This window comes from Pseudoalteromonas sp. PS1M3, from assembly GCF_016865405.1.
Taxonomy (GTDB): domain Bacteria; phylum Pseudomonadota; class Gammaproteobacteria; order Enterobacterales; family Alteromonadaceae; genus Pseudoalteromonas; species Pseudoalteromonas marina.
Genome location: NZ_AP022625.1, coordinates 125,740 through 145,408 on the forward strand (window position 1 = coordinate 125,740; position 19,669 = coordinate 145,408).

Here is a 19,669-nt window from a genome sequence, read left to right on the forward strand (position 1 = left end):
TATTATAAAGTTATATTTTTCAGTATTTAACGTATTTTAATGTAGGCGAGTATTTGTAATGAAGTATGGATTTGTAACGGCGATGATGTGGGCACTTTTGGTGTTAACCAGCCATACGGCGTTTGCAGCAAAAGAGCAAACGGTAGTACTTGTGTCGATTGACGGTTTTAGGTGGGACTACATTGAAAAACACGGTGCACCTAATTTAAAAGCTATGGCCGATAAAGGCGTAAGGGCACAAAAGTTAATACCGGTTTACCCCACAAAAACGTTTCCTAATCATATTTCTATTGTGACTGGGTTATTGCCAGTGAATCACGGCATTGTTGATAACAAATTTTGCGACAAAGCGCGTAATAATGAGTGTTACAGCATGGGTAAAGCATTAGGCGACAGTACGTGGGTAAAAGGCATTCCGCTGTGGAACTTAGCTAAAATGCAGGGTCTTAAGTCGGCGGCGTATTTTTGGCCTGAGTCTGATGCGCGGTTTAATGGTATGACTCCCGACTATTTTTATCATTACTCTAAGCATAGTGAGTACCAAGGCCGGGTTGACCAAATTATTCAGTGGTTGAGCTTACCTAAGGCGCAGCGCCCTCGCTTTGTTGCGAGTTATTTTTCGTTAGTCGATAGCATGGGGCACGAATTTGGCCCCGATGCGCCACAAACACGTGATGCAGTTAAACAGCTCGATACGTTAATGGGGCAGTTGCAAGCGCGTTTAAATAAATTAGAACAAGATGTGAACTTAGTGATTGTGTCGGACCATGGTATGGCGGTTGTTGATCCTGATAAAAGCATTTTGTTAAACACGTTACCTAGTGATGACGGTTTTATAGTTAAAAATACGGGGCCGCGTTTACTAATATATGCAAAACCCGAAACCAGCGTAGCCGACATAGCCAATTACAAAGCGCGTTTACGCGAGGCGGCAAATGGCCGTTATACAGTGTTAACTGATGAGCAGTTGGCTGGGTATCATTATAATAAAGGGAGCCGAGTGGGCGATATTATAGTGCAAACTAACGCGCCTGCTGTATTTACCAGTAAGGGTAAATCGACTTATGTTGGCACACACGGTTACGCTTACACAGACGACATGGCAGCCACGTTTATTGCAACTGGGCCTGCATTTAAACAAGGTGTAAGCCTTAAAAAAGTAAATAACCTCGACATATATCCGGTGCTTGCAAAAGTAATGGGCTTAAAGCTATTAAATAAGGTAGATGGCGATGGTAAAACGTTAATGCCGGCTATTAAGCAAAAAGTTGTTGTGCATTAAAAAGAGCGCATAACGCGCTCCAAAGGGACTAATACCAATCCGCAAAATAGATCACTTAATTAAACGGATTAGACTAACAAAATAACGTAAGCGGGCATTACATATGCCCGCTTTTTTGTGCTCATTTATTTAAAGTTAGCAATACTTGTTTTTGTAGCCGTTACAGTGCGAATTGCGTATGCCTGGTTTGTAATACCGTAAGGAATACCGTTTACGCTCCAATTTGGGTTAGAGAAGTAATCGTACTGTGTTGCGCTACCAAATACTTGTGGGTACGCCATGATACTTGCAAACTCGTTTTGTACACCGTGGCCCATGCCGTCAGTGTAAACACCACCCGACGTATCACCTTGTTTACGTGAATGCGCTAAGCCTTGGTTATGGCCTAGCTCGTGTACAAATGTGCTTGCGCCACAATCAATCGCTGTAATTGAGTACATACGATCGCTCATTGAGCTGTAAAGGTTGCCGTTTGTACCTTGTCCAACCCATGCTAAACCACATGAAATTAAGCCAGCACCTGCACTTTGACCCATACCTAGCACTGCTACCATATCGGCTTTCCAGCCTGTGCGTAGGTTATCTACGTAGCTGCTGTTTGTTACTGCATTAAGCCAATCTTCAGATGGAGTAATTGCGTAGTCGCCTAAGTTTTGCGAGCCCACTAAACGCAGCGTAATGTCTACGCCATTTTGGCTGTAAACTTGATTACTAAACGCAATAAGCTGGTTAATTTTTGTATTAATATTGCTGGTTGCTGCAGCCGACTGGTCGGTATATAAAATACCAATATCGATTGTTTCTGCTTGAGCTGTGCTTGCAGCGCACAATGCAGCTGCTACTGCTGTTTTGATGATTACATTCTTCATTGTTGTATTTCCTTACTCTTGTAGTGGTTAATATAGTTATTATTAAATTTTGCTTAAGCATAACGAGCACGCTTAAGCAGCCATTTAATGGGGCTTAATATAAAAAATTAGGTAATAGCAATCCGCGATAGCACTTAATTAAGCGGGCGGAATAAGTGATTAGCCGTCGGTTTTAGGCGCAAACATATCGGCAGTGTTATCAGTTTTTGGTTGTGGGGCACTTACGTCGTGCTCAATATGGCTTTTATATAAATCGCGTTTAGCGGCTATCCAGCCGTATTGACCTTTGCTTTCAAATACGTAGTTACCAGAAGGTGCGGTAAATTGACCGTATATAGCGTCTTTTCCAACGGTAAGTACCGTGTTGTGCATACGTCCGTCAACGCCAAGTACTTTTCCAAAAATACTTTTGTCACCATTGGCCGACTCAATAACGTTAGTGACTTCGGCTGTATAAGTTTCGGTTGTTTGTGGAATAGCTAAATCAAAGTTTTCGCCTGTTTTTAGTGCTTGTAAAGTGGCTAAATCAAACTCTATGTAGGCCTCGTTATTAAGGTCGGTAGGCAGTACTTTGGCATTGGTAAGTACTGCTTTGGCACGATCTGATAAGCGGTTTACCGCGTCAAAGCTTTCAAATGGGGCTGTTTGTTCTATTTTAGGCGTGGCTTTTATAGGGTCTTTACTCATATCAATAGGCGCAGGCGCTTTGGTTGTGCGTGTTTTTTGCAGATCAATAGGAACAAAATCGATCGCTATTGGAGCAGTAGGCTCCTCGGCTTTTTTGGTCTCAATTACTCCTTTGTAAATGGCAAATGCGAGTACCGCAGTAGCAATGGCAGCAATGATTAAACGCTTCATTTGTTTCTCTTTTGGTGTTTTTGGTTAACTATTTGTTACGTTTTATACTAAGTGAGTAATTAGATCAAGTTTGGTTTTATAGTATTAATGTATTGTTTTTTGATTTTTTAAGTTGTTGTAAAGTAATGGTTAGCTTATTTTTAGTACATTTTAGGTATTGCTTTTTGTAGGCTTCATGCGGCCTGTGGCGCTTTTATAGGTACTTGTTTGTTTTTTAAAATGCAATAATTTAAAGGCTCAAAACTTTTTAAAATAAAAATGAAAATAATTCACGATTCTTACACTAATAGCCAATTGCAATGTGAAATTGAGCAACGTATGTTGTGTGCATAAAAATAAATGCAAGAGGGATATATGGCGTTTTCAGATCAATTACTTAACAGAGCAACCGCTGGATTAGTGGCAGTGATTATTGGTTTTGCTAGTTCCATTGCATTAATTTATCAGGTTGTGATCACCCTAGGGGGAACGCCCGACCTAGTTGCGAGCTGGATTTTAATGCTAGGTTTAGTAATGGGAGCAACCTCAATTGGTTTATCTTACTATTACAAAGTTCCTGTTTTAATTGCATGGTCGACCACTGGGGCTGCTTTGCTTATATCAAGCGCACAGGGGTATAACCTAAACGAGGCGGTTGGAGCATTTATGTTTGCCGCGTTGTTGGTTTTTTTGTCGGGTATAACGGGTTGGTTTGAAAAAATAATGAACCGAATACCCAGCGAACTTGCCTGTGCCATGTTAGCAGGCGTGCTGGTTACTTTTGGTATTGATGTATTTAATTTTATGAATGATATGCCCTTAGTTATAGGGTTAATGGTATTGGTTTATTTTGTAGGTAAGCGCTTTTTTGCGCGTTTTGCCATGCTAAGCGTGTTAATTGTGGGGGTGTTATTAGCGTGGCAATTTGGCCATGTAGATACCAGCGCATTGCAGTGGAAAATGAGTCACTTTACCTATATTGCGCCTTCGTTTAATTTACAAGCCTGTATAAGCATTGGTTTACCTTTATATATTGTGTCAATGACCTCTCAAAATCTGCCAGGTATTGCTGTGTTAAAGGCGCATAATTACAAAGCGCCTATTTCGGCAACGCTTAATGTGACGGGGCTAGTAAATGTACTTTGTGCGCCGTTTGGAGCGTATTCAATTAATTTAGCTGCGATTACGGCGGCTATTTGTATGAGTGATGAGGCTGATAAAAACCCGGATAAACGCTATTGGGCAAGTATTGCGGGTGGTGTGTTTTACATTTTAATGGCGTTGTGTGCTGCAACTTTAGTCGGTTTGGTGGCTAGTTTGCCGCAGGCACTTATTTTGGCGTTGGCGGGTATCGCTTTGTTTGGCACTATTGCAAATAGTTTGCAGCAAGCGTTAACGGGTTCTCAATATACCGAGGCTGCAATAGTGACGTTTTTAGTTACGGCGTCTGATTTAACGATGTTTTCAGTAGGATCTGCTTTTTGGGGAATTATAGCGGGCGTATGTACAGTAATGATCACTCGTAAGGGTTAATGATGGTGGGTTACTTAAAAGCGCGGCGCCTTTTAATTTTTTTGAATAATGGGCTTATAAAACTGTAATGCACAAAGAGAAGTGAATGAGGAGTAAATGAGAAGAGCAATACCAATGTTTAGTTTGTTTTTGTAGACGTAGAGCTTGCTCACGTTAGAAGCGGCAGCTTCTTGTTATTTAAAAATAAATATAACCACAGAGCACACCGAGGCGCTTTGCGCTACACAGAGTTAAAAAAATATTGGTTTGGTCACTTCTCCTGGCCTTCACTTCTCGGTGGTGAGTTAATTACTTTATACCCCGTAAAAGCGTTGCTTTTAAACGAAAGCAAAGCGCGTCTACCAGTAAATTCAGCCATGGCATTGTAAATGATGAGCTTTTCACTAACTCTAAAAGCGCAGCGTCTCTTACCCTCTTTGTGAATAATTGGCTTTTAAAACTGTAATGCACAAAGAGAATAAAATGAGGAGTAAATGAGAAGAGCAATACCAATGTTTAGTTTGTTTTTGTAGACGTAGAGCTTGCTCACGTTAGAAGCGGCAGCTTCTTGTTATTTAAAAATAAATATAACCACAGAGCACACCGAGGCGCTTTGCGCTACACAGAGTTAAAAAAATATTGGGTTGGTCACTTTTTCTGATCTTCTCCTTCACTTCTCCGTGGTAACACAATCATTTTATTAACCCCCGTAAAAGCGTTGCTTTTAAACGCCAGCAAGCTGCGCGTCTACCAGTAAATTTAGAAATAATGGGCTTATAAAACTGTAATGCACAAAGAGAAGTGAATGAGGAGTAAATGAGAAGAGCAAAGCTACTTTATTTAAGTTATTGGTTTTAATAACGAGTCACTTAATTACTACTCTAAAAGCGCAGCGTCTCTTACCCTCTTTGTGATCAATTGGCTTTTAAAACTGTAATGCACAAAGAGAATATAATGAGAAGTAAATGAGCCGAGCAATACCAATGTTTAGTTTATTTTTGTAGACGTAGAGCTTGCTCACGTTAGAAGCGGCAGCTTCTTGTTATTTAATAATAAATATGACCACAGAGCACACCGAGGCGCTTTGCGCTACACAGAGTTAAAAAAATATTGGTTTGGTCACTTCTCCTAGCCTTCACTTCTCGGTGGTGAGTTAATTACTTTATACCCCGTAAAAGCGTTGCTTTTAAACGCCAGCAAGCTGCGCGTCTACCAGTAAATTTAGAAATAATGAGCTTATAAAACTGTAATGCACAAAGAGGAGTGAATGATCAGGGCAAAGCTAATGTTTAGTTTATTTTTGTAGACGTAGAGCTTGCTCACGTTAGAAGCGGCAGCTTCTTGTTATTTAAAAATAAATATAACCACAGAGCACACCGAGGCGCTTTGCGCTACACAGAGTTTAAAAAATATTGGTTTGGTCACTTCTCCTGATCTTCTCCTTCACTTCTCGGTGGTGAGTTAATTACTTTATACCCCGTAAAAGCGTTGCTTTTAAACGCCAGCAAGCTGCGCGTCTACCAGTAAATTTAGAAATAATGAGCTTATAAAACTGTAATGCACAAAGAGGAGTGAATGATCAGGGCAAAGCCAATGTTTAGTTTGTTTTTGTAGACGTAGAGCTTGCTCACGTTAGAAGCGGCAGCTTCTTGTTATTTAAAAATAAATATAACCACAGAGCACACCGAGGCGCTTTGCGCTGCACAGAGTTAAAAAATATTGGTTTGGTCACTTCTCCTGGCCTTCACTTCTCGGTGGTGAGTTAATTACTTTATACCCCGTAAAAGCGTTGCTTTTAAACGCCAGTAAGCTGCGCGTCTACCAGTAAATTTAGAAATAATGAGCTTACAAAACTGTAATGCACAAAGAGGAGTGAATGATCAGGGCAATACCAATGTTTAGTTTATTTTTGTAGACGTAGAGCTTGCTCACGTTAGAAGCGGCAGCTTCTTGTTATTTAAAAATAAATATAACCACAGAGCACACCGAGGCGCTTTGCGCTGCACAGAGTTAAAAAATATTGGTTTGGTCACTTCTCCTGGCCTTCACTTCTGGGTGGTGAGTTAATTACTTTATACCCCGTAAAAGCGTTGCTTTTAAACGAAAGCAAAGCGCGTCTACCAGTAAATTTAGAAATAATGAGCTTATAAAACTGTAATGCACAAAGAGAAGTGAATGATCAGGGCAAAGCCAATGTTTAGTTTATTTTTGTAGACGTAGAGCTTGCTCACGTTAGAAGCGGCAGCTTCTTGTTATTTAAAAATAAATATAACCACAGAGCACACCGAGGCGCTTTGCGCTACACAGAGTTAAAAAAATATTGGTTTGGTCACTTCTCTTGGCCTTCACTTCTCGGTGGTGAGTTAATTACTTTATACCCCGTAAAAGCGTTGCTTTTAAACGCCAGTAAGCTGCGCGTCTACCAGTAAATTTAGAAATAATGAGCTTACAAAACTGTAATGCACAAAGAGGAGTGAATGAGGAGTAAATGAGAAGAGCAATACCAATGTTTAGTTTGTTTTTGTAGACGTAGAGCTTGCTCACGTTAGAAGCGGCAGCTTCTTGTTATTTAAAAATAAATATGACCACAGAGCACACCGAGGCGCTTTGCGCTACACAGAGTTAAAAAAATATTGGTTTGGTCACTTCTCCTGGCCTTCACTTCTCGGTGGTGAGTTAATTACTTTATACCCCGTAAAAGCGTTGCTTTTAAACGCCAGCAAGCTGCGCGTCTACAGGTAAATTCAGCCATGGCATTGTAAATAATGGGCTTTTCACTAACTCTAAAAGCGCAGCGTCTCTTAACCTCTTTGTGAATTATTGGCATAAAAAAAGGCGTTAATATTAACGCCTTTTTTATATTGAGTTGATTACAACATTGGTTTTAACACATCAAATATGGCTTCAATGTGATCGTCTCTGTCGTTTAAAGCTGGGATGTATCTGTATTTTTCGCCGCCTGCTTCTTCAAATATTTCGCGGTTTTCGCCTTCTAACTCTTCTAGTGTTTCAAGGCAGTCGGCGCTAAAAGCAGGGCTTATAATTGCCACGTCTTTAATGCCTTCGGCTGGCAGGCTTTCTAGCGTTGCATCGGTGTAGGGCTTTAACCACTCTGCTTTACCAAATCGGCTTTGGAAAGTGCTAATGACATTGTCTTTATCAAGGCCAAGCTTTTCAACAACAAGTCGCGTTGTTTGTAAGCACAGGCAATGATATGGGTCGCCATTGTCTAAAAATAATTTTGGCATACCGTGGTACGAAAAAACAATTTTTTGTGGCATCCCGTTGGCTGCTAAATCTTCGCTTATGCTATTAGCTAACGATTCAATATAAGTGGTGTTTTTGTGGTAACCGTTTATAAAGTGAAGCTCAGGCACCCAGCGCCATTTGCGTAGCACGCTTGATACAGCGTCAAATGTAGACCCTGTTGTAGGGCTTGAATACTGAGGATACATTGGCATGATAATTATGCGCGTGAGGCCTTTGTCTCTTAGCTCTTCAAGGCCTGCTTCTATTGAAGGATTCCCGTAGCGCATGGCCATAACAACTTCGGTGTTTGTGTAACCTTTTTGCTTTAACAATGTGTTGAGCTTTTCGCTTTGCTGGCGCGTAATGTGCGTGAGGGGCGACCCGTTTTCTGTCCAAATACTTTTGTATAACTTTGCTGAACGTTTTGGACGTACTCTTAAAATAATGCCATGTAATATGATCATCCAAACAAGGCGTGGTATTTCTACTATACGTGGGTCAGATAAAAACTCGCGTAAGTAAATACGCAGTGCCGCGGCCGTTGGGGCATCTGGGCTCCCTAAATTAGTAAGTAGTATTCCCGTTTTTTGATTAAAACGCCCGTCGTGGGGATTGTCGGTTACGGCAGAAAATCGCGACACGTTGTGCTCCTTCAAGCAAAGTTATATGTATATTTTAGGCTTATTGTAACGAAAAAAAGCCTGCTTTAGATCAATCATTTAGCGCTTTTAATCATAATTCTAAAGGGGGTTGGTTTTTTTGCTTCAAGTTGTTGTAACTTTTCAATTGATTTACGGCTAAACACATGGCCCTTAGGTAATAACATAATGCCAGTGTGGCTTTGTATCGAGTTCCCCAATACCATATTTTCTTTAAGCTCTTGAGCATTACAAATAGTGACCGAACCCGCTGTGCTTTTCTTCTCTTTCATTTTGTTGTGGCTGGCTTCAAGTGCTCGCACAATTTTTGGATGATAAAACGTACCGCTGTAAAGTTTTATAGTGTCGAGTGCATGCTGGTGATGTTCGGCCTCGTTATCGCCCACACTTTGTTCATAAGCTTCCCAATAATCACGTGCAACGCTTAATACCATGGCACCAATGGGTATTTCGTTACCCGAAAGCCCTTTAGGTAACCCGTTGCCGTTATAGCGCTCATATTGATAGTAAATAGCATCAGATACATCGTGTAAATGCAGTGCAGGCATAAGCATTAGCTGCGCGGTGCTTGGGTGTGTGTAAAAGGTTTTGCGTTGTGCTTCGGTTAGTTTATTCACTGGTTTTTTATAAAGATCGGGGTCCATGGCTAGCAATCCTATTTGTGCTAGGTAACCCGCAGTTGGCGCAAGTTCGATACTTTTTTGTGATGCATTTAAGTACAAGGCTATATGCGTACAGGTATTAGCAATGTTTTGTGCTCTGTTACCATCGAGATAAGGGTTTGCATTAATAAAATTGTAGAGCAGTTCTACGGTAGATTTATGCTCGTTTTTTTCTCGTTCATTTGCTTTTTCAAGCTGCCTGAGCACTTGTTTTATTTGCTTTGTACGCTTTTCTACTCTGAGTTCTAACGACTGGTTCAGTTCGGTTAATTGCGCATTTTGTTTTTTGACATGCGCTTGAAGTAGTTCGTTGTGCTTTTTTAAGCGAAACTTTTCAACTGCTGATTTTATAACCCCGATTAAGTGATCGTTTTGCCAAGGCTTTTGAATGTAGGCGTTAATACCCCCATCGTTTACTGCACTAACCGTTGACTCTAGATCAGAATAGCCCGTTAGCAAAATACGTTGAGTATCAGGAGCTAGCTTTTTTGCTTTGGCTAAAAACTCTGCGCCGCTCATTTTGGGCATACGCATGTCACTTATGACCACATCAAACTGTGTGGCTGTCATTTTTTGAAGTGCGTCGTGTCCGTCGGTCGATACAACCACATTAAATTTGTTCATTCGTAACAGCCGTACAAGTGACTTTAAAACACTTGCTTCGTCGTCTAGGCATAAAATGTGGGCAGGTCTGTTGTTAAATTCTTCTAGTTCAGAGGTTTTTTGCATAAAAGTAAAGCCAGCCAAATCTGATATACGGTTAAATTTAGTCTAACCTCGGCTTATAAACAACTGAATTGTCAGATTTTATTAACCACAACAAATTTTATTAATGCGTGAATTTAAAATGCATAAAAAAACAATAAAAACCCAGCGTAAAAAGCGAATTTTTAGGCTATTTTTTTGCAGAAATTACTAATTACTTCTACTCTAAAACAGAAGGTTACGTACTAATATTGTATAGCGAGGACTGTATGCCAATACCGGTTACAATAGCTGATGACTCAGCACTTTCAAGAAAAACAATTAAACGCGCACTTCCTGAAGATTGGGATATTACGATTCACGAAGCTAAAAATGGAGTTGAAGCGCTAGACGCTGTGCATGCTGGGTTAGCGGAGGTACTGTTTTTAGACTTGCAAATGCCACAAATGGATGGCTTTGAAGTGTTAAAAGAGCTGCAGCAAGAGCATCAAAAAACCATTGTTATAGTAATTAGTGCAGATATTCAACCTGCAGCACAGGCGCTTGTTAGCTCTATGGGCGCTTTTAGGTTTTTACAAAAGCCTTTAAAAGCCGACCAATTACGCGAAACCTTGCTGGATGTTGGCTTGTTATGATTGAAATAAACGAAGACGAGCGCGATGCGCTTCAAGAAATAATGAACATTTCTATGGGGCAAGCGGCCGATGCGCTTGCTCGACTGATTCAAACCAAAGTGTCTTTGTCTATTCCTGCTATTCAAGCAATGTCTCCTGAAGATTTTCAGGGAATGATTAATAGCCTTTCAAATAACTGGTTTGCCCGGCAGTCGTTCACAGGCACCATTCGTGGTGAAGTGATAATGAGCATGCACAAAGACGGTTGCAATGCGTTGGCTCAAGTGATGGATTTTGACTTACCGCTCGATGAAGCCGCAACAGAAGAACTTGTTTTAGAAATTACCAACATTTTATCTGCTGCTTGCTTACAAGGCTTTACCAGCCAGCTTGAGTTATCAACGCAATTAAATATGCCTGCGTTTTATTATCCGGTGCAATCTGCTCATAGTAATGAGTGGTCGTCTATTTTAATTATAGAAGTTGAATTTTTTATTGAGCAAATGCAATTTGATGCGCGCATACTCATTGGCTTAAGTGAAGGGTCTATTGAACAGCTGTTAATACCAATCAAAGCCTTATTGGAGGATTGATGGAAAAAAGCGAGTTTGAACGTGTCATTGATCAACTTCCTATTGGTGCCTGTATTATAAATCAGGATATGACAATCACTTTCGCTAACCCTACGTTTTTAGGTGGATTAACCATTCGCCAACCCGATTTAGTTGGCCAACCTCTATTAACTGTATTTGAAGAACAAGCGCGTTTTTTAAAACGTAAAATTGACAGTGTATTTATTTTAAAAAACCCAAGCTTTAGTTACTGGCAACAACGCCCCCATGTATTCCCCATGCGAAGCAGTCGTCCTATTACCGGGGATGAGTCGCAAATGTATCAAAATGTGCAATTTATGCCGCTATCAAATGAAAATGCGGAGGTGACACACGTCAGCATTTTTGTGACAGATGTAACCGCAGAGGCCAGTTATTTTATTCAGCAATCTGATTTAAAAAATGCGCTAGAAGACGAGCATCAACAATTAAAGGCAATGCATCAAGAGTTAAAAATAGCGCAAAAGAAAATGCTGCAATCAGAAAAAATGGCGTCTATAGGTCAGTTGGCTGCAGGGGTTGCACATGAAATTAATAACCCAATAGGGTTTGTGAGCTCAAACCTAGAAACGCTCAAGGATTATGCATTAAAACTAATAAAAACAACGCAGACGCAAAAAAAAATCATTGTAAAACAGGCTGAAGATCGCTTTATAAAATTACTTGAGGATGTATACGAACGCCAGGGTGTTGACTTTATACTAGAAGATTTACCAGAGCTACTCGATGAGTCGCTAGATGGCGCAGAGCGAGTTAAAAAAATTGTTAATAGCTTACGAGATTTTGCATTAAGCGATGAAGAAAGCTGGATGGAAGTAGACTTATGCGCTGAGATTGAGTCTACTTTGATTGTGTTAAAAAATGAGCTCAAATATAAAGTTCAAATTGAAAAGCAGTTCCCTGCAGAGCCTGTTTTTATATGGGGTAAGGCCAGTAAAATACGGCAACTCTTGTTTAATACTATTTTAAACTCGTTACAGGCTATGGTTTCTGGAGGAACACTGACCATTGAGTGTAAGCAAGAACAAGACAAAATAAGGCTTATTATTGAAGACACTGGCGCAGGTATTGCTGAGTCTGATTTAGAGCGAATTTTTGACCCCTTTTATACAACCAAAGAGGTTGGACAAGGTACCGGTTTAGGCTTGTCTGAGGTGTACACCATTATTGAAGAGCACGAAGCAAGTGTTGATGTACTGAGTAAAGTGGGTGAAGGCAGTCGCTTTGTGTTTGTTTTCAATACCCCAAAAAGTTCATGAGTTAAAAAACAGCGCGAAGAGAGGTGTGTTTTGTGACTAAAGGTTGATTGAATAGTGTTGCTGGTATTGTTTATTATTAGCTAATTATATTGGATTGGTATTTTTTATTATATTAATTCTTTATGATTGGGTTGGTGGTTTGTAAATAGCAAGCGATATTTTTGCAATAGTGTTATGTAAAAAAATATGTAAGTTATAGCCATAACAATTTAAATGACGATAAGTGCTTTATTCGCTGTCGTATTAGCCGTTTTAATCTTTATTTGAGATTAAATAACAATGGGAGCCAATAGTGGAACCTAGTATCCTTTTGGTTGATGATGAAGAAAATGTCTTACGCTCTTTAAAGCGCGTTTTAAAGCGCGCCGGCTTTAAACAAGTAGCTCTAGCGACTAGTGGACAAGAAGCACTGGCTTACTTAAAAGTACATGATGTGTCGGTGATTATTACCGATTACAGAATGCCTAAAATGACAGGGGCCGACTTACTAAGAGAAACCAAAAAACATTGGCCAGATATAATAAACATAGTGCTTAGTGGTCGTGCTGATTTTAATTCGGTTGTTGAGCTTCTTAATCAAGGGCTTGCGATTAAATTTTTACAAAAGCCATGGGGCGAAGGTGAGCTGGTTGACACAATTAAACAAGCACAAAGGCTGTATTGCAAACGCATTGCACAGCACGAGCGTGATCAACTACTACTTGGAAGCGTAACGGCACTTATTGAAATAAATGAGGAAGGCAAAATAACTCGCTTTAATGCCCCCGCCCAGACTATTTTCCCTGGATTATACAGCTATGTTGATGATTACATAATTAATATAGACGCACAGCCAAATAAAGACGACTTGATGGCCTTTTTAAGTAATAAAACCAATATGTTATTTATTGCTCGTAAATGCGCAGAAAGCGAAAAAGAATACGAGTTTATTTTGGAACGTTATTGGTCTGATGATTTTTGTCAGTTACTGAAGTTGTCGGTTAACCCGAGTAAATCGAGTAACAAATTTTTAATAGAAAGCTTTGGTGATTTTTTAATTAAAGAACCTGCTTTTTATCAACAGCTAAATGAGTATGAAGGTGAAAACACTAGCTACACGGTTATTTTTATCGGTATTGCTAAATTTGAACTTATTGCTGATTTATTAGATTACCAAAGCGCTTACGAGTTTACACACTTGCTTGCAAAAGTATTGCACAATACCTTTGGTGAAAAGGTAAGAATGTGTCAAAAGCATTCTAACCAGTTTATGTTATCTGTACCTCACGCAAGTAACGATGCCACATTACTTGCCGCACTTAATAAAACAATGACCTTATTTACAGAGGCTATCCCCCAACGTTACAAAGGAATGAGTTTAGAGCTTTATGGCGTGTACGGCATTTTTCCTGACGATGTTTTGTCGGGCAAAGAGCTTATAAATCATCTTAGTTTGAATATGAACTACTTGGCTAAAAAACAGCAACGATTTTTTACCCGCTTTGATGCAGAGCTTGTGAATGACTACCGAAAAAACTTTGAGTTAAGCCGGTTACTTTTTAAAGCAATTGATAACGAAGAATTTAGTTTATGTTTTCAGCCTAAAATAGATTTAACAACACATAAAGTAAGTGGTGCCGAAGTGCTTATTAGGTGGTACGAACCAACAAAGTATGGGTGGGTGTCTCCTAGTTTATTTATACCTATTTCAGAATGCGATGGCCAAATTATTGCTATTAGCCGATTTGTCATTTCTCAGAGTTTTAAGCAGCTTAAGCAATGGAACTTGCAAAAAGTTGAAGTAGGTAAACTCGCTATAAACCTTTCTGCTCGGCAAATTAAAGAAGACCCTGAATGGATAGACTTTATGCTTGAGTCTCTAAATGAGAACAACCTCAGTGCATCAAGTATTCAGTTTGAGCTTACAGAGACGTATTTAATGGATGACTTACACGAATGTCAGCTGCAAATAACAAGGCTACGCGGCTTGGGTTTTGAAGTGCAAATTGACGATTTTGGCATTGGTTATTCATCGCTTGCGTATCTTTCAAAGTTATCAATCGATGGCATAAAATTAGATAAGGAGCTGATAAGTGGTTTAGATTCATCCCTTGAAATGCAAAGTATGATCAGAAACATTGTGCGTATGTCCCATGATCTTAATTTAAAGGTGATTGCAGAAGGAGTCGAGACGGCTCACGAATGTAAATTGGTAGAAAGACTTGGCTGTGATTATATTCAAGGTTTTTATTTTTCTAGACCTTTGCCTGCGGATGAGTTTTATGATTACTTAATAAATACTAATGTGCGCGGTGATGAATGAAAACAATGAGAGTAGTTTTATTTGACGACGAGCTGTTTATATTAAAGGCGCTACATAGAACTATTAACAGAATATACCCCGCTGCTGACGTTATTACGGTGAGTGGAATAAATGAATTTTGGTCTGTGCTTAAAAATAATAAATCAATAGACCTAATTATAAGCGATTACTTAATGCCGCACGTTAATGGATTAGATGTGTTAGAGCGCTGTTTAATTGAAAATTCGTACCCAGTGAGGGCTTTGCTCACGGGGGACCCGTCGTTAACCGAAAAAATGCGTCAATGTAACGTTGTGCATATGTATCTTGCTAAACCATTTAATAAAGACGATTTAATACTTTTGTTTAACAATGTGGCAGAATTAAAAGCACTCCCGTTTTCAGAAAGTATGAGAAGAAAACTGGGGGCAATGTCTAGCTTTCCGGTTTATCCTTCACTGCTGCAAGAGCTCAATACGCTTATTGATAGTGGAGAGTTTGACCTAACTGAAGTAGCCGAGCTTGTCTCTAAGGAGCCTGTTATTGTTGCTAAGTTGCTGCAACTTGCTAACTCGGCCTATTTGGGCTTCACACGTAAAACAGTCTCTATAGAAGAAGCCGTTTCTCGCCTTGGTACGACTATTTTATTGTCAATTAGTACATCATTATTAATGGCAGAAAATTTGCCTCCTTCTATATCGGCCATCGATCACGAAAAGCAAATACATGTTGCAACACATTATGCTAGTTGTGTTAAAAAATTTGCACAACATATAGGTATGAACTTAAAAGAGCAGGCTTTGCTATTTTCAGTGGCGCTATTGAGTTTTGTTGGTAAATTAATAAATGTTGAAGAAGTGACGGACCAACACAAATTAACTGAGCCTGAGCAAAGTATAAATTACCTCCATGTATCTGCTTATATCATGAAACTATGGGGGCAGAGTACGCAGCTGTGCGCATTAATTTTAAACTCCAATGAGTTAAAAACCCCCGCTGATAATTTGAGTAATACCCTTTATATTGTTCATCAAAAGTTATTTCAAAAGCAGTCTAACGAGGCCCTTATTGTTGGTTGTCAGCAACAGGGGATTTGTTCATCCTTTTGTGAGGCAATAAATACGTTTGAGTGGGAAGTGCTTTAAGCTTAACCTGCCTGTTTATTGTCAATTTACACATTTATTTACAGAACAAAAAGGAGATCTGGTTGCGTATTTTCAGTTTGGCAACTAAATATTAGTTATACAAGCTATAGGGATACTGGCATGAATGAAGTAGAGAGTCTTTTAGAAAGTGTATGTTTAAACGATGAAAAAAACCTTAAGTCGTTACAAAAGCAACTAAGTGAAAAAGAGTCCGAATTAGCACGGTATAAAAAAATGCTTGTCCAAAGTACTAAAATGGCAACATTGGGTACGTTAAGTGTTGATGCGGCTTCGGAAATAAGCACCCCATTGTCACAAGCAATTAATACGATAGATAACCTTAGCCATAGCAGCCCAATAATCTCCACATTACTAAATATCAGCGAGCAATACTTAAACGGTGAACTCAAAGAAAGCCAGTTTAAACACGAGCTCGACTTACTTAATTTACAACACCCATTTGCTTGGATTAGCAATGACTTGTCGGCCAAAATAAAAGACAGCGCGAGCACCTTAAGGCAGGTTAACTATTGCGTTCAAAATTTACTTAATTTTTCTGAATCTAATGAATGCCATGCAGTTCAGCTCGTCAACATAGTCGATGTTGCTGTAAATATGCTTAAGCTTCTTGAAAGTCAGCTATCGCTGTGCGCTATAAAAACCGATTTTGAAAATGTACCGCCTATTTATTGTAATTTAGCTTCAATTAATCAGCTTTTTGTTAATTTACTCATTAATGCCCGAGAAGCCTGTGAGCATAATGACACCAAAGGGTGCATTGTTGAAGTGCGTGTTTTTGAACAAAATAGCTTTATTTGTATTGAGATAAAAGATAACGGTTGTGGCATGACAAACCATGTACAAGAACAGATGTTTGACCCTTTTTTCACGACCAAAGAAGTAGGAAAAAATAGTGGGATGGGGCTAACTCTTGTGCACTCAATAGTGCAAGAACACGCAGGAAAGATACAAGTTAACAGCATAATAGAGACAGGTACGTCCATTTTATGCTCACTCCCCTTAAAAGAATAAGTTAATAAATAAATACTCAATGTAAATAATGTGTTAAGTATTTATTTTGTAAGTTTAATTCCTTGTTTGCATTAATTTTAGCCTTTTTGGTGTGTTTTTTTCTTAATTTGAACTTTATTTGCATACTTAGGCCTTTAATTTAAAATTTTTCATTTCTTTTTATTTGCTAATGTTGCTAGGATGTTCCTCATTGGCGATGCTAAATCGCCAAATAAACTATAAGAACACACATAAACAGGGTCGTCACTATGTCAACATATCGTTTAAATACACTTGCAGCGGCAGTTGCATTTGCAGTATGCGCACCAGGCGTTGTTATCGCGCAAGAAGCCCCCGTTCAAGCTGCTAAAAATATTGAACAAATATCTGTATTAGGCTCTCGGGTGTCTAATCGCACCTCAACAGAGTCATCTTCACCAATAGATTTAATAGACTCAGATGATTTAAATAAAGGCGGTTACACTGAGCTTGGCCAAAGCCTACAAGCTACAGCACCGTCATTTAACTTTTCGCGTACGCAGGTGTCAGATGGTTCTGACTTATTTAGACCTGCTACACTTCGTGGTTTACAACCCGATCAAACGCTGGTATTGGTCAATGGTAAACGCCGTCATAATCAATCTATTTTTGGTCTTAATGGGACGGTTGGTGCTGGTGCTGCCGGTACCGATATGAACGCAATTCCGTTAACTGCGCTTAAAGGCGTTGAAGTACTTCGTGATGGCGCAGCGGCAAAATATGGCTCCGATGCAATAGCGGGTGTAATCAACTTATCACTTAATAATTCAACAGGTGTAACAACGGGCTTTGTTCAGTATGGCGGCACAAGCGAAGGCGACGGCGACACAGTTACCGCAGGTTTAAACCGTGGTTTTGAGTTAGGTAACGAAGGTGGTTTTATTAATTTATCACTAGAATACCGAGATGCTGACGGGACTAACCGTGCAGAACGCGATACGGGGGGGTCGTTAAATGTAGAGCCCGGAACGCTTTCAGAGGATGTTCGCTGGGGACAGGGTAACGCTGATAGCGAATTCACATCGCTGTTTTACAATATGGCACTGCCTGTTGGCGATAGCGAGCTTTACTCGTTTGGTGGGTTCTCAGAGCGAAGCGCGTTAGGTAATGGTTTTTATCGTAACTTTAACGAAGCGTCTAAAAACGTGACTCAAGTATACAGTGATGGTTTTTTACCGCGTATATACAATGAAGCACAAGATCTTTCGTTTGCAATAGGGTTTAAAGGGGATATAAACCCAGATTGGACTTACGATGTGTCGGCTGTATATGGTGAAAACCAATACGATTTTACCTCGCGTAATACCTTAAATGCGTCTTACGCTGCCGAGTACTTATTTAATAACCCTGATGCAAGCGATGCTGATATTGCAGCTAATGCAGGCCCAACCGGTGGCTATTCAGGTGGATTTAGATTTGATCAAACTACATTTAATGCTGATTTTAACGGCATTGTAGATATTGGTCGCAGTGAACCACTATACGTAACTATTGGCGCAGAATACCGAAAAGAAAATTACGAAATAGTACCAGGCAGCCAAGCGTCGTATGCTTGTGGTTTAGCTAATACTGATACTTCTTATCCGTCAGTCAATGACGAAAATCAATTTGCGCAGTGTGGATTTCAGGCGTATAACGGCCTACGCCCAGAAGCGGCAAATAATAGTGATCGAAATAGCTACGCGATATTTGTAGATGTAGAAACGATGATTACAGATGCATGGAACGTTAGTGGTGCACTTCGCTATGAAGACTTTTCAGATGCGGGTGACGATTTAATAGGTAAACTAGCGACACGTTACGAGTTTAATAATGACTTTGCTGTTCGTGGTGCGGTATCAACTGGCTTTAGAGCGCCTTCGCTTCAGCAAAGCGGTTATACAGCTTTTACAACCAACCTAGGGTCGGATGGCTCGTTAACTCAGTCGTTTACTGCTAACACAGGCACGGCATTTCCAAGTGCGTTAGGGGTTGATACTTTAGAGCTTGAGACTTCAACTAACTACAGCGCGGGATTTGTTTACGATGTAAGCAGCGAGCTTTCACTTACAGTTGACTTTTACCGTGTGGAAATTAAAGACCGCATAACGTTAGGAAGTTTGTTATCGGCTGACGACGTATCGTTTAGCCCAGATGCGCTTGCTGCGCTTCAAGCTACAGGCGCAGTACAGGCTAATTACTTCTCAAACTCCGTTGATTCTACTACACAAGGTGTTGATATTATTGCTTCGTATCGTACTGAGATCGACGGGGCTAATTTGGGTGTTACTTTTGCTGGTAATTTGAACGACACTAAAATTGATAACGTAAATGCAGAAGAAGGTATTCCAGAAGCGGTTGCCTTTGATGACTTACAACGTAGCTTTTTTACTGATGGACAGCCAAGTGAGCGTGCCACGCTGACATTTGATTATGCGCGCGACGCATATACTTCAACACTTCGTTTTAATTACTTTGGCGAAACCGATGTAAAATACTTTGGTAACGACCATATTTCATTACCGGGAGAGCTTTCTCCAACGGGGTCGTTTAAACCAACAAGTACAGTTGAATCAGCTGTGTTAGTTGATGTAAACGTAAGTTATGACATTAATGAGATGTTTACGCTTTCTGTTGGTGCCGACAACGTATTTGATGAAACACCTAATGAGTTAGGTGATGACGAAGTACTTAACTTTATTACCAATGGTGCGTTTAAATACCCAGTACGTGCATTGCCTTATGGCTTTGACGGGCGTACATATTATGCAAAAGTAAGCTTTGAATTTTAATTACTTGAGCTAAAAACTATTTAACCTGAACTCTGGTTAAGAGATATACCAACATATTTTATCATGATGATATTTAAGCTTATTTCTCTAGCCAGAGGTTTTCAGTGGAAACAAGGCGAATTTACGCGTCAATAGCTAGCCTATTTCAAGTAAATTCAACGCT

13 protein-coding genes are annotated in these 19,669 nt (G+C 39.8%); 9 read left to right on the forward strand and 4 right to left on the reverse strand.

Translation table 11 applies throughout. The features are described 5' to 3' along the window. Positions 1–58: 58 nt before the first annotated feature. Positions 59–1,282, forward strand: coding sequence for an alkaline phosphatase family protein (locus PS1M3_RS17345; RefSeq protein ID WP_138740016.1), 1,224 nt, complete (start codon positions 59–61; stop codon positions 1,280–1,282). Positions 1,283–1,407: 125 nt separating this feature from the next. Here PS1M3_RS17345 and PS1M3_RS17350 read toward each other — a convergent pair whose 3' ends face one another. Together PS1M3_RS17350 and PS1M3_RS17355 are read right to left on the reverse strand one after the other, a co-directional pair. Then, a complete protein-coding gene (locus tag PS1M3_RS17350) occupies positions 1,408–2,151 on the reverse strand; it encodes a zinc-dependent metalloprotease family protein (RefSeq protein ID WP_006793508.1) in 744 nt (247 codons plus the stop codon). Between the two features lie 159 nt (positions 2,152–2,310). Next, the gene (locus PS1M3_RS17355) at positions 2,311–3,009 is read right to left on the reverse strand and encodes a hypothetical protein (RefSeq protein ID WP_203987796.1); all 699 of its coding nucleotides are present in this window, start codon (positions 3,007–3,009) and stop codon (positions 2,311–2,313) included. Between the two features lie 354 nt (positions 3,010–3,363). On the opposite strand from PS1M3_RS17355, the gene PS1M3_RS17360 reads away from it, so the two are divergent. Next, positions 3,364–4,521: a benzoate/H(+) symporter BenE family transporter gene (locus PS1M3_RS17360; protein ID WP_203987810.1), complete on the forward strand. Its 1,158-nt coding sequence runs from the start codon at positions 3,364–3,366 to the stop codon at positions 4,519–4,521. Positions 4,522–7,370: 2,849 nt separating this feature from the next. Here PS1M3_RS17360 and hemH read toward each other — a convergent pair. Together hemH and PS1M3_RS17370 are read right to left on the reverse strand one after the other, a co-directional pair. Beyond that, positions 7,371–8,390, reverse strand: coding sequence for a ferrochelatase (gene hemH / locus PS1M3_RS17365; protein ID WP_006793511.1), 1,020 nt, complete (start codon positions 8,388–8,390; stop codon positions 7,371–7,373). A 74-nt stretch (positions 8,391–8,464) separates the two neighbouring features. Next, positions 8,465–9,799, reverse strand: coding sequence for an HD domain-containing phosphohydrolase (locus PS1M3_RS17370; protein WP_008133193.1), 1,335 nt, complete (start codon positions 9,797–9,799; stop codon positions 8,465–8,467). Positions 9,800–10,044: 245 nt separating this feature from the next. On the opposite strand from PS1M3_RS17370, the gene PS1M3_RS17375 reads away from it, so the two are divergent. The 7 genes from PS1M3_RS17375 to PS1M3_RS17405 all read left to right on the forward strand — a co-directional run bounded on the left by PS1M3_RS17375 (position 10,045) and on the right by PS1M3_RS17405 (position 19,506). Beyond that, positions 10,045–10,410 (forward strand): response regulator, encoded by a 366-nt coding sequence (locus PS1M3_RS17375; protein WP_008133194.1) that lies wholly within the window; start codon positions 10,045–10,047, stop codon positions 10,408–10,410. Continuing rightward, positions 10,407–10,982, forward strand: a complete 576-nt coding sequence (locus PS1M3_RS17380; protein WP_008133195.1) for a chemotaxis protein CheX — start codon at positions 10,407–10,409, stop codon at positions 10,980–10,982. The genes PS1M3_RS17375 and PS1M3_RS17380 overlap by 4 nt, the downstream gene beginning before the upstream one ends. Beyond that, positions 10,982–12,259 (forward strand): ATP-binding protein, encoded by a 1,278-nt coding sequence (locus PS1M3_RS17385; RefSeq protein ID WP_008133196.1) that lies wholly within the window; start codon positions 10,982–10,984, stop codon positions 12,257–12,259. Before PS1M3_RS17380 ends, PS1M3_RS17385 begins: the two co-directional genes overlap by 1 nt. Positions 12,260–12,551: 292 nt before the next feature. Beyond that, positions 12,552–14,561: an EAL domain-containing protein gene (locus tag PS1M3_RS17390; RefSeq protein WP_203987812.1), complete on the forward strand. Its 2,010-nt coding sequence runs from the start codon at positions 12,552–12,554 to the stop codon at positions 14,559–14,561. Beyond that, the gene (locus PS1M3_RS17395) at positions 14,558–15,685 is read left to right on the forward strand and encodes an HDOD domain-containing protein (protein ID WP_203987814.1); all 1,128 of its coding nucleotides are present in this window, start codon (positions 14,558–14,560) and stop codon (positions 15,683–15,685) included. Before PS1M3_RS17390 ends, PS1M3_RS17395 begins: the two co-directional genes overlap by 4 nt. A gap of 120 nt (positions 15,686–15,805) precedes the next feature. Then, a complete protein-coding gene (locus PS1M3_RS17400; RefSeq protein ID WP_008133203.1) occupies positions 15,806–16,717 on the forward strand; it encodes a sensor histidine kinase in 912 nt (303 codons plus the stop codon). A gap of 248 nt (positions 16,718–16,965) precedes the next feature. Next, positions 16,966–19,506 carry a TonB-dependent siderophore receptor gene (locus tag PS1M3_RS17405; protein WP_203987816.1) on the forward strand — a complete coding sequence of 847 codons (2,541 nt, stop codon included), beginning with the start codon at positions 16,966–16,968 and terminating at the stop codon, positions 19,504–19,506. Positions 19,507–19,669 lie beyond the last annotated feature (163 nt).

Bases quoted from the DNA above. Each gene is read 5' to 3' on its own strand.
- PS1M3_RS17395 (WP_203987814.1), top strand. From the start codon at position 14,558: ATGAAAACAATGAGAGTAGTTTTATTTGACGACGAGCTGTTTATATTA.
- PS1M3_RS17375 (WP_008133194.1), top strand. From the start codon at position 10,045: ATGCCAATACCGGTTACAATAGCTGATGACTCAGCACTTTCAAGAAAA.
- PS1M3_RS17350 (WP_006793508.1), bottom strand. From the start codon at position 2,151: ATGAAGAATGTAATCATCAAAACAGCAGTAGCAGCTGCATTGTGCGCT.
- PS1M3_RS17370 (WP_008133193.1), bottom strand. From the start codon at position 9,799: ATGCAAAAAACCTCTGAACTAGAAGAATTTAACAACAGACCTGCCCAC.
- PS1M3_RS17360 (WP_203987810.1), top strand. From the start codon at position 3,364: ATGGCGTTTTCAGATCAATTACTTAACAGAGCAACCGCTGGATTAGTG.
- PS1M3_RS17345 (WP_138740016.1), top strand. From the start codon at position 59: ATGAAGTATGGATTTGTAACGGCGATGATGTGGGCACTTTTGGTGTTA.
- PS1M3_RS17405 (WP_203987816.1), top strand. From the start codon at position 16,966: ATGTCAACATATCGTTTAAATACACTTGCAGCGGCAGTTGCATTTGCA.
- PS1M3_RS17400 (WP_008133203.1), top strand. From the start codon at position 15,806: ATGAATGAAGTAGAGAGTCTTTTAGAAAGTGTATGTTTAAACGATGAA.
- PS1M3_RS17380 (WP_008133195.1), top strand. From the start codon at position 10,407: ATGATTGAAATAAACGAAGACGAGCGCGATGCGCTTCAAGAAATAATG.
- PS1M3_RS17385 (WP_008133196.1), top strand. From the start codon at position 10,982: ATGGAAAAAAGCGAGTTTGAACGTGTCATTGATCAACTTCCTATTGGT.
- PS1M3_RS17355 (WP_203987796.1), bottom strand. From the start codon at position 3,009: ATGAAGCGTTTAATCATTGCTGCCATTGCTACTGCGGTACTCGCATTT.